Here is a 15,160-nt window from a genome sequence, read left to right on the forward strand (position 1 = left end):
GTCCATATTCTTATTTCGAGAGCTTTATGATGCAGTTCCCCAATTCTTGATCAGCCAATTTACAAGCAAAACGATCCCCGTCAAGTACCGGCCCCACTCCCGCTGGAGTACCCGTAAAAATGATATCCCCTTGCCCAAGTCCAAGGTGTAGTGCAGTATATTCAATGACTGTCGGTAAGTCAAAAATCATATTTTTCATAGTACCCCGTTGAACCTCTTGTCCATTTTTGTCTAAAGAAAAAACTACATCCAGCATAGCTTTAAGTCCAGCAAAAGGCTGCCAAGGGGTGATTACGGCCGAGTTGATAAACCCTTTGGCTAGTACCCAGGGATAGCCTTTCCCTTTTAACTCTATCTGAACATCACGCAAGGTAAAGTCGATACCTATAGCCATTTGGTCCACTAGGTCATCTAGCTTAATTCCAGGCTCATATTGTCTTGCAATATGGAATACGAGTTCTACTTCATATTGAATTTGGCCTCGATCTCCCGGAAAGATTATCTCACGGCCATTAGCCTCAGCTAAAGAATGGGTTGGCTTAGTAAACAACAATGGGGATTGTGGAACCGCATTGTTAAGTTCTTGAGCGTGTTGAACATAATTTCGACCTACACAAAAAATATTTTTTACAGATACTGGCATACGATACACTCCTTAATGCTTTAAACAATTATGTGCTTTTTAAAATTAAACAGTTTTCTAACACAACTGATAATATTGTCATGGCTAAAAACACTCCTATAATATACCACATGGGCTAGTAGCGAACAAACCATAACCACGCATTATACAGTATTATTCCAGAAAGGTAATCTGCTCTAAACAGAACCAAATTTCACAGTTCTAAAAAAGCCAATGATTGCTAATGGGCTGGGCTACGGTATTTTTCTTGTACCCGAATTCATTGAAAGTACTGTTGGATTATATAAACAACGTATGTACACTAAAGATAATACGCCCTTTACGCGTAATACGTGGATGATTTGCAACAGTGATTCCTACAAAATTCCTTTCGTCAGAAATTTTGTAGATTTTGTAGGTGTTTCCGTTTCCAACCGCTTGTAAAACTTAAGAATTTAAGAATAAAACGTGTTAAGATCAGGGAATAGCTAAGGCTTTTCCCTGATCTTAACACGTTTTTTCAGTGGCGCTATTTCACTCCATCACTGGTTTTGTTTGGACTTTCTCCACAAGGTGGTGCGACTTATACCAAGCATTTCTGCGGTCTCCTGGCGCGTTAGTCTTTTTTTCTTTTCGACCATCTCGTCTCCCTGATCAGACTCTACTGTCATGGTTTGGATCGGACTATCAAATATTTCTTTGACTTCCAGCACGGTTATTTGATTATTCGTAGACAAAACGAAAGAATCAATCAAGTCCTCAATATCCACTTTCTTAACTAATTCAAATTTAACATCCTTGTTTGCTTTAGTTCTAACAATTCGATCAACTGTGCCATGATTTTCCGGAACAGCATAAATAATATTTATCATACAAGTCCTCCCATGGCACTATCCTCTTCATAATCAAACTCATTATCGCGCTTAATAACTTTTAATTCTAACTCTAAACGATGACCGAACTTTTCTGTGTTATCCGTGAATTTCAAATAATGAGGGACTAGACAGTGCCAACGAGCATTGGGAACTCCCTTAAAGGCGCCTGGAGTCTGAAAAATGTGCAGAGCTGCAGGATATTTTTTACAATATGAAGCTAAGAGCAGCGCCGCCTTCTTTAAGTTAGTAATTAAGTAAGCATTCCCTTGCAATTGAATGCCTTGTATTTTCTTCCAATCCTCATAGTCTTCGGTAATCACCGCGGCAGATAGAGATTTCTCGCGCAAGTTAGTGCTGTGTATAGACGTAAGTTCCGATAAGAAATAGATACGAAATCCGTGATTAATAAAAAAAACGGGGGTTGCCCACGGTCCGTTTTCCCCATATGTAGAAAGGATCATTGTGTTATGTTTTTCTAGGTAATTAAGCAACCTTTGGGCCTTTTCGCTCATCTTTTTATACCCCTCCAGGTTAGCCATTCTGCAGTACTTCCCGTAATAACCACGGGTTTCCCAGCCAATTCTTTCAAATTAGAGGCCCCGACCATTAACATCGTTCGTCTTAACTGATCTATGATTCTATCGACTCGTTCGTTAAGACCTTGCTCAGTACTTTCGAATAGAACCTGCAAGAAATGCCCTGCAAACCCTACCAATTGTGCCCCTAAAGCAAGTGCTCCCGCTACATCACTCCCACCTTTAAAACCGCCGGAAGCCAAAATACTAAGCGGTAAATTTAAGCTTTGGGCTTCTATAAGGCTTGCAGCTGTAGATATACCGATATTCTGGTAGTGCCCTAGGTAGTCCTGACCCGAACGCATAGTTTCAATCTGAATAAAATCCGTTCCCCCTTTTCCGGCAGTATCGATGTACCGCACCCCAGTATCATGGATTTTCTTAATCGTCTCACGGGACAAACCAAATCCAACCTCTTTGACAATAACAGGTACATTTGATAACGCTACTATTCTTTCGATATTAGCTAATGTACCCCTGAAATTCCTGTCTCCCTCAGTCATAGCCAGTTCCTGAGCCACATTTAAATGTAATTGAACCCCGTCCGCATTGATCATTTCGATAGCTTCTTTTACCATTATCCACGAAGTGAGTGCACTTACATTAGCCAATAAAACTCCATCTGGGTTTTCATCGCGGGCAACTTTATACGTATCTTGAACATCCGAATTTTCCAACCCAGCCATCTGAGAGCCAACAGCCATTGCGATTCCTGTCCGAGCAGCCACCTTTGCCAAACTTCGGTTGATGTGTTTAACGTCTGGATGCCCTCCCGTTATAGCATTTATTAATAGTGGAGCATTTAGCCTCTTGCCTAAAAAGTAAAGGGTAGTGTCAATCTCCTCAAGATTTAATTCTGGCAAGGCCTCATAAAGCAAATGAACATCGGAAAAACCGTTGCTTCCATTTGATTCTACAGCAGCCTTCATCGCAAATTCAATATGTTCCTTTTTGCGAACCTGCCTGGATAGTTTACTCTCTTTATCGTCGTTATCCATCTTTATCTACCTCTTTACAACCCCACGGCCATAATACTGTTAGCAAACACGCAAAATACTATATATATATCATTCACTCGATTACTATAAGTTTAAATCTCCAGCTTATTAGAGGCCAACCGCCATTAAGAGTCCCACCTCTTAAGTAGCGGTTAGCTCCCGGATAACTTAACTTAATTTTAAGGTAGGGTTTAAATACCCCTCTGAAGTAAGCATTCTTTAATATTATACATTAAGTATCTTCTGAGGGAAAATAGTAGTGAACTCTATTTTTGGGGTATAGTTACTCCTTAAAGCCATAATCAAGCCATTTTGACTTTACCATATCTAAGACGGTATCACTCAATTTGATATTAATAGGTTTTTCCTCCCATTCATAGGGAATACAGCAGTCCATGATAATTCTGGAGGTTATATCCCTGTTTCCAATGGGTAAAGATGGGTCCAAAGGCGTCGAACGGCCGCGTGATATGATCTGAACTCCACGTTCTGGAGCCATTCTTGTACTCATGGCCCAAATAACACGGCCCATATCATCAGCCGGTATATCATCATCGACAACAATTACGACTTTTAGTCCATACGACCCCGTAGAAGTAGCAATTACCGCATTTCCAACATGGTTGGAATGACCGGGATACATTTGTTTTACTGAGACGATCGCCATAAATCTTCCCGAAGACTCAGGTGGAATATAAACTGATTGAATGCCGGGAATTTTCATCGCTTCGAGATCAGACCATAATGTTGAAGTTCGGTTCATTGACTGAATCATGTGGGTATCAGTTACCGGCCTTCCCACAGTCGTGGCGTGGAAAACCATATCGTTACGATAAGTAACAGCCTTAACATTAATATAGTGTCTGGGAACAGTGCCTTTTCCCGAATAGTAACCGGTATATTCACCAAACGGTCCTTCTGCACGTAATTCCTCGGGCCATAATTCCCCTTCAATCACCATTTCTGCTGCTGCCGGAATAGGTAAGTCGACGAATTCCCCTTTAACCACTTCCACAGGACGGCCACGCAAAGAGCCAATGTAGTTGTACTCATCTTCCCCGGCACCAATGAGCGTACTGGAAGCTAAGAACATCAGCGGATCATATCCGATGACTGCGGCTACTTGCATTGGTTTATTAAGTTTAGCATATTTCATCCGGTGCAAGTCACCATGTTTTCCTTTGATCAGCATGATTCCACAGGTTTTTTCATCAAGAATTTGCATCCTGTAGGTACCGATATTTATCCACCCGTTATCCGGATCTTTAGTTAAAACACAAACAAAGGTTCCAATGTATCGACCGCCGTCCATTTCGTAAAATTTCGGAACTGGGAATTTGAACAAATTAATGTCGTCACCTATATCGATATTTTCTTTAATCGGTCCACTTTCAACAAACACAGGGGGTATTAGTTCTTTAGTTCTATCTACCCATTCTCTAGCCATTTGGGTCATAGTAGTCTTGACCGGCATATTCATAGCGATCGCTAAACGCTGGGTACTCGATAGAGCACTAACAAACACCGGATTTTTGTAACCTTTTACATTTTCAAAAAGTAAAGCAGGTCCGTTCTTCTCTTCATTAACTTTAGCAATATGAGATAATTCGAGATTCCAGTCCACTTCTGCTTTAATCCGCATTAGCTCCTCATTTTCCTCCAAGTTCTTGAGAAAATCCCTTAAATCATTAATCGCCATTTTTCATATCCCCCTTTTTTTGTTTAGCCTTAACATAGACCAACTATTGTTAGCAACCGGACTTTTGATTTCCCCATACAGTGACTGGTCTGCTCTGTAAAATTAACAGATTCTTAGGAAACGAAAGCTCTCTGTCAAATGCCCACTCTATATCCTGGGGTTGGCCATAATGCTGTTCGATTGATATGGCATTTTGCGCGATAGCCTTGACCTCCATGATCGTAAGGCTCGGGGACATTTGCTTTTCCTTCAGCACTTCTCTTTGTACTGTCTCCCCTGTGACAGAATCCCGAGTGAACTCGGTTGTTTTAGGAGATATCCAGCGTTCTTTGATGTCTAACGTTTTTTTGTCAACTACAAAATGATCTGGTGTTACAAAGCCTCCCACTACCCCTTCACCAAGTCCCCAGGCAGAGTCAATCACAACTTTATCTCGTTCACCCGTTACCGGATCAACCGTAAAAGCTACTCCTGCAGACTTAGCGTTAACCATTTTTTGTACAACAACTGCCATGGCATCTTGTTCAAGACTGATATCATTGGCATTACGGTAATGAAGAGCATGCGGAGAAAACATACTACCCCAGCATAACAAGGTTTTGGCCAACACAGCCTCTATACCCGAGACATTAAGAAAGGTTTCATGTTGTCCGGCAAAACTTGTACTAGCGCCGTCCTCCATGGTTGCACTGGAACGAACCGCAACTAATACCTCGTTACCGACTTGAGAACAAAGCAACAAATAGGCATCACGCACCGCTTTTTCGACGACTGAAGGCAACCTGGATTTTTGAATGTACGGCCCAATGATATGCTTGATCATTTCTTCAGAGATTTCCACTCCTCCGACGATCAATTCATTGAGCCTTTCACTAATTCCCGAAGAGGTTGCAAAGCTGCGGTAAGCATTGACTGTGATCGAAAATCCTGGTGGAACTTGTTTCCCAGCTTGGCTTAATTCTCCTAGGCTAGCCCCTTTACCACCGACTAATGGTACATCTTTCTTACTTATTTGGTCCAACCACATGATCATCCCAGATTCCCCCTAACTCTCCCCCTACTCCTCTAGGAGTTCGACAACTCCTTTTGTCCCGTCTATCCGAACCTTCTGACCGGTCACGATCCCATCAGTCACTCTTTTACCTCGGGTAATCGTACCGACCACAGCAGGAATATCATATTCCCTGGCACAAATGGCCGCATGGGCTAACATACCTCCACTATCCGTGGCTACTCCTCTGATTTTTGAAAACAACGGTGTCCAAGCCGGCGTTGTAAACGGTGCGATCAAGATCTCATCAGGTTGCACCTCCGAAAATCCTTCATAATCAAAAATCACGCGTGCTATACCTTCGACAACGCCCGGGGCCCCTGGAAAACCCTCCCAACGATTTTCAACATCAATCTCCGGTTTGGCCTGTCCCCTAATCACCTCATCCGTCATGCCCCAGATCTTGATGAACACCGGATCATCAATTTTCCCTTCAGGAACAGTTCCAATGAAAGGATTTACTTTGACCTTGTGCAACTTCGTCCACACATCCTTGCGCCGATAGACCATACTGTGGACCCTTGTATGGTGCTCTTCAATCCCAATCTTTTTATTGATTAAAATATCTTCTAAGACTCCTTCGAGTTCATCGATTGTCATGAAAAATACATCATCAATTTCATCAATAAATCCCCAATGGACTAATCGCCGTCCACACTCTTGGATGGCATACCTCAATTCCGAATAAGTCCACTGCTCGACGTAAAAATTATGGTCTTCGTTGAAAGGGTAAGAGTATTGGGCCAATTTCAAAGCTTGCAGAAATTCTCCCCGATCTTCTTCAGGAATGTCGGCTACAGTACGAGCGATATACTCATCCCGCTCCGCAATTATTTTCTTGGTGTGTTTTTCAAAATCAAAACTACCTTTTAGGATATAGGTCTGGATGGTGGTAAATGCTGGCATTGGATCCTCAATCCAGGTTCTATATGCACAATCAAACAAGGCTGCTGTAGATCTACGTCCGTATTTCTCTAAAAACTGCGTAAACTTACCCAACCAAAGCTTACCCTTAGTGCTCTTTATTAAGCGCTCATTAAGCTCTTCTTGAGTGCTGATTTCATTAAACTCCTCCGCTAAGTCCAGTTCATTAGCCACGTCAGCCAGTTTCCAAAGTGCACGGTCGATTTCAAACATTTTAGTTTCAAACCCCTGCAGAAAGGTGCGCATTTGTCGTTCTTCAATATTATATTTGGCACAGATTGCTTCAAAGGTCATATAGGCAAAGTGTGCTGGATACATACACACAAAATGCAACTCCCAACTGCGTTTGGAGATTTTGACAGCGTCCTTCAGCACATTAATCAACCGGTCTAAGGGAAGGGTCTTTTTGTTAATTCCTTTCAGGTAATCCAAGGAAGCGGTCCACTCTTCCACAATATCCGCGTAACGCTGTGGCCAGTTTTCTAACATATCCATTAACTTTTGCTGAAAGATTGGCTCTTTAGCTTTTATTACCTCAGGGTCAGTTATCGGCATGGGTCCGGGGAAAATCCGACCATCATAGAGTACATAATCAAATCCCTCCGAATACGGAAAGGTAAACCACTCAGCGGCATACCTTGTCCCCCGGGGCCAATGGTAAACAGACGCACCCATTGGACTACTTGGAGGATTATTGTGCACGCTATCATGAAACCACAGTCTAGCACTATCTTCCTGCCGATACATTTTCATGGGTACCCATTCGACTTGATGATCTTCCAATCTCATATCTTCGTTCGCCAACATGTCATCCTCCTTAAAATTTACTCAAATACTTACCAGGGTTCCTTCTTCCTTTAACTTGGCAGTGATGATTTCACGCAAACCATTTTTATTAACCTTAGACTCTGAAGCAAGCGGGAAAGTATCGACGATCTCCAAACGTTCGGGAAGTTTATACTTAGCCAGTTTTTTGGTATTTAGGTAGCCTATCATTTCTTCAAACATCAGCACACCCTCATCTTTGTTAGGAATAACGAAAGCACAGGCCTTTTCTCCCATTATTCTGTCAGGCATAGCTACTATTGCGACGTTTGATACCTTGGAATGCCCCATCAAAGCGTTTTCAATTTCTCCAGGATAAATATTCTGTCCGCCCCGAATGATGATATCTTTCTTCCGACCAGCGATCATGACATAGCCGTAATCGTCAATCTTAGCTAAGTCGCCCGGAGTGGCCCACCCCTCACTGTCAAAGGCTTCTGAAAACGTTTTTATCGGGTCACGGTAGTAACCACACGAATTTTGGGGACCTCGGAAATATAATTGTCCTACTTCCCCTTGGGGTACAATATTCCCATGGTCGTCAATGATTTTGATTAGATTCCCGGGCAAGGGTTTTCCAACAGTTGAACGCCGTTTTTCCGCCGAATCTTCAATCGAGATCCCCGAAACCGAACCTGTATCTTGGGAACCATAGGTACTAATGATTGGTCCATGAAAGCGCCGTTCCACTTCCTCAGCAAGTGTCGGTGAGAGGTAACCACCTGAGCATCGTATGGCACGTATTGAAGACAAGTCATATCCTTCGACGTTTTCTTGCATCATCATAGCTAGTTGGGCCGGTACAACACAGGGGATAGTGACCTTTTCCTTCTCAAAAAACTCCAGGGCATTGGTGACACTATAATCATATAAGAGAGCGATTTTGGCAGCGACTTGCGGAGCAGCAAAATAAGTGGGTGTACCACCGGCAGCTCCAGCAGCTGGTGCAACAGCACAGACTACATCATCAGGGCTTAATTTCCAATTCTTGACGTGGGTTTTCGTACTCCATAGACGTGCTGCAAGACTTTGCTCAACAACCTTAGGAATACCTGTAGTACCGGTTGTGGTCGTTAAAAAGCCTACATGAGTCGGATCCATACGCCTGTTGGCAAGATAATCTTGAGGATATTTTTCTTCCAACGGGGCTTGAACAATCTCTTTAAAGGAAAGGGTACCTTCCGGAACATCCGAACCAATCACGATAATATTTTCGAGTAAAGGTAATGAACCTTTTAATTCTTGATACATTTCGTAATAATCGAAGTTTCGGTAGTTTCCGGGGATTATAACAGTTGTTGCTTCAATTAGAGAGATGATTTCCTGCAGTTCTTTATGACGTAACGTATGCATCAGAGTCATTGAAATAATTCCCGCTTTTTCACATGCTACCCTGGCTATAAAGCCTTCCACACAATTTGGCAAGTGAACAACTACCCTTGCATCTTTTGGAACAGCCAATTCAATAAATTTCAGGGCGAGACGATCTGCTTGCAATTTAGCCTGAAGCCAAGTTAGACGAGAGCCATTTGAATCAATTAAAGCCTCCTTATCTGGATAATTCTTGGCGTTTTTTTCCCAAAAATCTGAGAATACTTGGTCAGTCCAATAACCTTTAGCCAAATAATCTTCAGCATCTTGTTGGTTATACTTTACCGGTATCATCCGCATCCTCCTCCTACTAACGCTGATTCCGCTGAATTTATTAACTCCTTAAAAGCTTTGATTATAGCCTCTCCAAACTCTGGTTCGTCAATATTAGCATTCACCTCAATTACCTCGATGTGCTTACCCGCCAACCTCTTAAATTCCTCTACAAAAATCTTATCTGCTTCCGGTTCGTAAATTGCCATTCCTTCGGTATCAAAGGATGCCCAGCCTTTCATGGGCATCAGAAACTTCACCGGTCCCTTCGAGGCATTTAGTTTTTCGGCCATTACCCTTGCTACAACCCCTAATTCCTGAGAGTTTAGCCTTAAGAAGGTGCGGAGAGAATCCAAATCATACCTCTTTCGCTCATAATAATCCGGTTTATATTTGCTACGCGCCGGTGTCATAAGGTTAACAGCACAAGGGGCAATTATTTGAGGAATGCCCTTTATACCGGCAGCTTCTAAGCGCTCTTTTCCTGCGGCCCTAGTACCGCCAAAGAGTTCTTCCCCTACACCACCAGGCGCTAAGTCAATGACAGCCTTAAACATGCCTTCTTCAATAATCAACTCTTCCATTGCTTTATCAGCGACCCCTGTGGCTGAAAAACCTATAATTTGATGACCTTCCTCCTCAAGACGTGTCCGAACAAAATTTGCAGTCCGTTCACACATACTAAGTTGGGTCATTGCGACATAGCCTCCAGCCCCAAAATTCTTATCAGGACCAATTCCATTTAACTTTTCAACCATACCCACAATTGACCCAGCTGCTCGATCCAAGATGTCTCTAATTAGCTCATTCGACCCAGTAAAATCAATCACGGAATGGAGGATGGCTATGTCGGATGTCCCAAAATACCGACTAGCTAGGCCCTGGGATGCTGCAACACTACAAACCATCAACTTTGGAACTCCGAAGGGTAAAGTCCTCATAATATTTGTTTCCATTAGACTGTTTGTAGCGCCGCCAATCCCTATAACGCCCTTAATTTTCCCCTCTTTGTAGAGGGCCTTAAGCTTAGTTGCTGCCCCAGTTGTCATTATTTCTCCTAACTTAACTCGATTTTCTGTTGTAATAAGTGTTTCGCCCGGATTACCTAGCTTATAGATTTCTTCTCGGGTGATATCAGACACCATACCTGGGTTTCCCCTCGTACCTAAATCGAAGACTAAAGTATTACAATCCCTTGCTTCAATTTGATTCTTTAAATATGCTGTTTCGACGGCTTTTGTATCTAATGTGCATAGAATGACGATTGTTTTAGCAATGTCTTTAGTTTTTGTTGTAGTCAAACTGTTTCTCACCCCCTTATTATTTTTTAATTATTCTGAATTATGAGACTATAATAACAGGCAAAGAATTACTAAACTATTACTCTTCTAAGTAAAAAAAACTTAAGAAATTGTCTATATTGGCCAATATAGATGTAAAAAAAGTGCGCAACAATTACCCTAGTTGCGCACTTTTTTATAGTTCAACATTCTGTGTCCTACTAAATTACTACAGTTAATTCTTTTGGACAAAACTCCCACTTATTGAAGTAAGAGTCTTATGATTGGATAAAGCGCAAGGGTATTTGACCTTGCAGCTTAGAGTTATATTACGAGTTTTTTAAATAATTATTTCGGCTATTATATTCATCTTCAGCCATTATTTTAGCCGCTTGAGTGAAAAACCAGCTATCGACCTTCGAATTCAACCAACTTAACCTTTCCTCAATTGTTACCTTAAATATATTGAGAAAAAATATCAATCCTTCTGAAGTAAAGCGAAATAACTTATCCGAATCTTTGACTATCATGTCGTTATCCGAGATAGTTGTGAGCCTTGAATCATGCCCATCAATAATATTAATAATTTCTTCTGCTTTAGTTTTGTTATAATTAACTTCAGCCAAAATCCCCGCGGCAATTCTAACCCCTTCAACTTCATGAATTCGATTCAAGGATTGATCACAGCCTGGTCCAAAAGCTTTATTCTGCATTTCAAATGTTAGTTTACTCCACCCTACATCGTGAAGCAATATTGCTGGAATCACAACTTCCGGATCCCCTTTTTCCATTAAAAGCAACCTCTCCCCAAACCTTTTAGATACCGCTATGTGAATTTGATTGCTTCTTGTTTCAAGATATGGTAAGGCAAGCAGATAAATACGATCAATTATATTCATCTTCACAATCTCCTATCTGGTGATCAATTTCGGAAGTTCAATAATTGACCATTTTCATATTCGCCCGTCCAACGTTCAAACAAATTATGTTCTACCCCGAACTGATCAAGTATTTTCCCCACCGTTTGATCAACAATATCATCAATTGTCTTGGGAAGATGGTAGAAGGCCGGTAAAGGCGGCAATAGTGTGGCACCTATTTCTGCCACATTAGTCATCAAGCGCAAATGACCCAAATGTAATGGAGTCTCTCGAACGACTAATATCAATTTTCTCTTTTCTTTTAGGCAAACGTCTGCTGCCCTAATCAACAAATTTTCGTTAAAGGAATTGGCCACCGCTGATAAGGTTTTGATAGAACAAGGCGCGATAACCATTCCATCAATTAGAAACGAACCGCTTGCGATCGCCCCGCCAACATCATTATAATGATAATTTTTACTTGCCAGGGACCTTAATTGATTTAACGTGTATTTTGTTTCTATTAAGATAGTTCTTTCAGCATCTGGAGAAACTACTAAGTGAGATTCTACTCCATTTGCCGCCAAACTCTCTAATAAACGCACACCGTAAATTGCCCCTGAAGCCCCTGAAATCCCTACTGCAATCTTCACTTTTTTATTCATAACAACGGCCTCCTCTCAAAATACAACTCCCTTACCTCATAGAAACTTCAAAGCTAATTGAACTTGTAAAGTAACCTCAGGATTTGTTAAGTCGAGCTCCGCAATTTCCTGAATGCGTTTCAAACGATATTTTAAGGTTCCATCATTAACAAAACCCTGTCTTGAAGCCGCTTGGATATTCTGATTGCATTTAAAATACAGTTTTAACGTTGAAATAAGTTCGGATTTATGTTTTTTGTCATATTCAATAACTTCTCCCAGTACCTTTTTGGCGAACCAGATAAATCTTTTGGGTTCTATTCCCAGCATGCCGTATGCTCCAAGGTTCTCATAATCAAAGCATGTATTCTCTTTATTTAGATGCTTCATTATTTGATTGGCTGCACTAGCGTTATTATAATTCTGTCTTGTTTCGATGATCGAATTACTTTTAACCCCCAAAGTAAGCCACCATTTCGAAGAGGGAGATTGCCCTAACAGAGTTACGAGTAAATTCTTCATCTTTTCCGCCTGACCATCCTCCCCATTACCCAGAATGATCACCAGCTTGTTCTCATGTAACCCGATAACTCCATTCGGTGGCATGGCGTTTCTTAACTCATTGACACATTTATTAATGGGCCCTATTCGACCACCCTCGAATTCAAGAACTATCAGGCTTAATGGATAATCTAGCGTTATGCCAAGTTTTATAGTCCATTCCAATACTTGTTCTTCATTCATCGTGTTGCTAAATAACCATTCATCCAAAAGATGCTTCATAAGTTGTTTCTTGTTATCCACTGAAACCTTTTGTTTTAGGAGGACTAAAGCGATTACAACACTGGCATCACGTAAAATCAGCTCCTGCCCTTGTGATAAACATGTTTGATTTAAGTCAACCGCTAAAAAACCCAATATCTCTTTCCCCGCTATGATCGGCGTCAGGCAACGTCTGACAGGTTGCCCATTTTTGCCAACTGTTTGATATACAGCGGTTTCTCTCCTACTATAGAAACTCTCCATTAGCCCTTTGTTGGAGTGTTCCCCTAACAGCTCCCGTGATGAAATCTGCTGATTCTTGCCAGTCACTCTTGTTTTGGCCAAAACCCGAAATTCTTTATCTTCAATCGAAACCGGTAGACCAATGGCCTGCCCGATGGTGCTAATAATCTTTTGCAATCCGGAGTTTTCAAGAACTAAGCCCGCTAGCTGGTTATGCAGATTGATGGATTTTTGTAAGGATTGTTGTTGAACTAGTAAAAATTCATTAACACGCTTCAATTCGGAATTCGTTATTTGCAATTCTTGATCAGTTAAGTGATATAATTTTGTGTTTTCTATAACCATCGCCAATTGAATACCCAATAATGCCAAAATGTTTTTGTCATATTCGTTAAAGCCGTGGGAGGTTAACTTATTTGCCACCAACAGAGAACCTAACTGACGACCGTTTGAAATCAGTGGAACACCTATAAAATCCTGGATTTTGCCAGCAAACATTAAATCCTTCGGCAGATTTTTGCCATTGGCAATTATCTCGGTTCCATTGGCTAAAAGATTGGCTAACTCACCAGTAAATCTTTCAACCTGTTTGGCTACAACTTGATTCGAACCCAAAACATAACCAAAAACGTTACAACCCTTGGAATTAGGTTTCTTGATAATCAGATACACCTTTTCACACGACACAAATTGACAAACTTGCTTATAAAAATCCTTTGCCATTTCATTAAAATTCAAGCCATCGGAGAGTTGAAGGGCAATCTCATTCAATAATTTCCATTGACTAACCCATTCTTTACCCTCTCTCAACATAAGTTGCAGGCTTTTAACCACTGTATTAGGTTGCAAATCGCTGATATTTTGGTCAGCTTTACCTTCCCACTCGGATTTGGCCCTAATTTCGTATTGACAGTACGGATCCCCTTTAGCTATACATTTTGTCTCTACACACACCGCCTCTTGCCCAAAAAATCTGCTGCTATAGCCACTAGCATAACCAACCAGTGTCCAACAAACTGCCTCTGCTGAATGACCGTAGGTTTTAATGTACTGTTTGGCCTCAAAGGAATTCTCCCATTTTCCGCACATATAAAAATGGTTGGCCTCACGATCATATTCCAACACCTTATTAGTAACACGAACCAAACCTTCGCGAGTATGGATTTTTGGTCCGGCTAACATCCAATCAGAGTCATTTTCCGAATTAAAGAAGGGTTTTACACCGTGGGCATCGCTATATCCACACCGATAACCTAAACGGACCAATACTCCTCTTGCTAGATCTAACCCTAGTGTTTTAATTAACTCATCCTTAAGTTGACTCAATGCGTCTGCGTGAAACAAAAGCAGTCTATTGCCGCGAAAAGATATTTCTCCCTCACTGGGATCCATTATGATATCCTGCATATCCAGCAATTCGATTTTCATTCGAACAACTACTCCTTTGTATACTGAATATTTTGAATATTATAATTAATCTATCACGAATTTTAACTAGAATCAATTACCATATTAGACATAGGCTTACAATTGTTTTTACCTATTATGGGTAAATAGTTTTATATAATTTAAACAAGAAGAAATTGAACACCTCCCTTGTATAATGGCCAGAGAGGTGTTCAATTTCTTCGTTCCGATTTTATTCAGTGAACTTTTCTTTCATAGCGCGCCAGACTTTTTCATAAGTGAGTGGCAAACTATTGATTCTCACACCCATGGCATCAAAGATGGCGTTCGAGAAACAACCCATGGTCGGATTGGTTGCTCCTTCACCGACTTCCTTTACCCCCCATGGTCCAGCCGGCTCATAGCTGTCGACTAATTCGGAATGAATCTGAGGCATGTCGAGGGCGGTAGGTAATCTATATTCGCCGAGATTGGGGTTAAGAATTCGTCCCTGATCATCAAACAAAACCTGTTCCCAGATCGACTCTCCCATGCCCATATACAGGGCTCCGTGTACCTGCCCGTGCAGAAGCATAGGGTTGATCACCTTCCCACAATCATGGACATCCCACACTTCTCGAACATCGATTTCACCCGTTTCCTCGTCGATTTGAACCTCGCTAATCTGAGCACAATAGCTATAAGCTGGCGAGGTACCCACTGCGGCTCCTTTGAATGTCCCCCCTAAGCGGGGAACAGAGTAGACTCCACG

13 protein-coding genes are annotated in these 15,160 nt (G+C 41.5%); all 13 read right to left on the reverse strand.

Going from position 1 to position 15,160, the window contains the following annotated elements; genetic code table 11:
• Positions 1-10: 10 nt before the first annotated feature.
• The gene (locus JL57_RS23420) at positions 11-643 is read right to left on the reverse strand and encodes a fumarylacetoacetate hydrolase family protein (protein WP_034144342.1); all 633 of its coding nucleotides are present in this window, start codon (positions 641-643) and stop codon (positions 11-13) included.
• A 521-nt stretch (positions 644-1,164) separates the two neighbouring features.
• Positions 1,165-1,494, reverse strand: a complete 330-nt coding sequence (locus JL57_RS23425) for a helix-turn-helix domain-containing protein (protein ID WP_034144343.1) — start codon at positions 1,492-1,494, stop codon at positions 1,165-1,167.
• Positions 1,491-2,009 (reverse strand): pyridoxamine 5'-phosphate oxidase family protein, encoded by a 519-nt coding sequence (locus tag JL57_RS23430; RefSeq protein WP_034144344.1) that lies wholly within the window; start codon positions 2,007-2,009, stop codon positions 1,491-1,493. Before JL57_RS23430 ends, JL57_RS23425 begins: the two co-directional genes overlap by 4 nt.
• Positions 2,006-3,070, reverse strand: a complete 1,065-nt coding sequence (fni, locus tag JL57_RS23435) for a type 2 isopentenyl-diphosphate Delta-isomerase (protein WP_045691268.1) — start codon at positions 3,068-3,070, stop codon at positions 2,006-2,008. Before fni ends, JL57_RS23430 begins: the two co-directional genes overlap by 4 nt.
• A gap of 283 nt (positions 3,071-3,353) precedes the next feature.
• Positions 3,354-4,769, reverse strand: coding sequence for a phenylphosphate carboxylase subunit beta (gene ppcB, locus JL57_RS23440; protein WP_034144345.1), 1,416 nt, complete (start codon positions 4,767-4,769; stop codon positions 3,354-3,356).
• A 49-nt stretch (positions 4,770-4,818) separates the two neighbouring features.
• Positions 4,819-5,802, reverse strand: a complete 984-nt coding sequence (locus JL57_RS23445; RefSeq protein ID WP_291300471.1) for a PEP/pyruvate-binding domain-containing protein — start codon at positions 5,800-5,802, stop codon at positions 4,819-4,821.
• Positions 5,803-5,826: 24 nt separating this feature from the next.
• Positions 5,827-7,551, reverse strand: a complete 1,725-nt coding sequence (locus tag JL57_RS23450) for a PEP-utilizing enzyme (protein ID WP_034144346.1) — start codon at positions 7,549-7,551, stop codon at positions 5,827-5,829.
• Between the two features lie 21 nt (positions 7,552-7,572).
• Complete coding sequence (locus JL57_RS23455) at positions 7,573-9,234, reverse strand: AMP-binding protein (RefSeq protein ID WP_034144347.1); 1,662 nt, start codon at positions 9,232-9,234, stop codon at positions 7,573-7,575.
• Entirely contained in the window at positions 9,231-10,514 is a 1,284-nt protein-coding gene (locus JL57_RS23460; RefSeq protein WP_291300472.1) for a Tm-1-like ATP-binding domain-containing protein, read from the reverse strand. The genes JL57_RS23455 and JL57_RS23460 overlap by 4 nt, the downstream gene beginning before the upstream one ends.
• A gap of 308 nt (positions 10,515-10,822) precedes the next feature.
• On the reverse strand, positions 10,823-11,392 hold the full coding sequence (locus JL57_RS23465) for an HD domain-containing protein (protein ID WP_291300473.1): 570 nt from the start codon (positions 11,390-11,392) through the stop codon (positions 10,823-10,825).
• Between the two features lie 23 nt (positions 11,393-11,415).
• Positions 11,416-12,018 carry a UbiX family flavin prenyltransferase gene (locus tag JL57_RS23470; RefSeq protein WP_045691729.1) on the reverse strand — a complete coding sequence of 201 codons (603 nt, stop codon included), beginning with the start codon at positions 12,016-12,018 and terminating at the stop codon, positions 11,416-11,418.
• A gap of 36 nt (positions 12,019-12,054) precedes the next feature.
• Positions 12,055-14,430, reverse strand: a complete 2,376-nt coding sequence (locus JL57_RS35340; protein WP_291300474.1) for a XylR N-terminal domain-containing protein — start codon at positions 14,428-14,430, stop codon at positions 12,055-12,057.
• Positions 14,431-14,641: 211 nt separating this feature from the next.
• Positions 14,642-15,160: molybdopterin cofactor-binding domain-containing protein (locus JL57_RS23480; RefSeq protein WP_291300475.1), on the reverse strand; the 519-nt coding region annotated here is incomplete at its 5' end.

It is taken from the genome of Desulfosporosinus sp. BICA1-9, assembly GCF_000802135.1.

Bases quoted from the DNA above. Each gene is read 5' to 3' on its own strand.
- JL57_RS23420 (WP_034144342.1), bottom strand. From the start codon at position 643: ATGCCAGTATCTGTAAAAAATATTTTTTGTGTAGGTCGAAATTATGTT.
- JL57_RS23425 (WP_034144343.1), bottom strand. From the start codon at position 1,494: ATGATAAATATTATTTATGCTGTTCCGGAAAATCATGGCACAGTTGAT.
- JL57_RS23430 (WP_034144344.1), bottom strand. From the start codon at position 2,009: ATGAGCGAAAAGGCCCAAAGGTTGCTTAATTACCTAGAAAAACATAAC.
- fni (WP_045691268.1), bottom strand. From the start codon at position 3,070: ATGGATAACGACGATAAAGAGAGTAAACTATCCAGGCAGGTTCGCAAA.
- ppcB (WP_034144345.1), bottom strand. From the start codon at position 4,769: ATGGCGATTAATGATTTAAGGGATTTTCTCAAGAACTTGGAGGAAAAT.
- JL57_RS23445 (WP_291300471.1), bottom strand. From the start codon at position 5,802: ATGATCATGTGGTTGGACCAAATAAGTAAGAAAGATGTACCATTAGTC.
- JL57_RS23450 (WP_034144346.1), bottom strand. From the start codon at position 7,551: ATGTTGGCGAACGAAGATATGAGATTGGAAGATCATCAAGTCGAATGG.
- JL57_RS23455 (WP_034144347.1), bottom strand. From the start codon at position 9,234: ATGATACCGGTAAAGTATAACCAACAAGATGCTGAAGATTATTTGGCT.
- JL57_RS23465 (WP_291300473.1), bottom strand. From the start codon at position 11,392: ATGAATATAATTGATCGTATTTATCTGCTTGCCTTACCATATCTTGAA.
- JL57_RS23470 (WP_045691729.1), bottom strand. From the start codon at position 12,018: ATGAATAAAAAAGTGAAGATTGCAGTAGGGATTTCAGGGGCTTCAGGG.
- JL57_RS35340 (WP_291300474.1), bottom strand. From the start codon at position 14,430: ATGAAAATCGAATTGCTGGATATGCAGGATATCATAATGGATCCCAGT.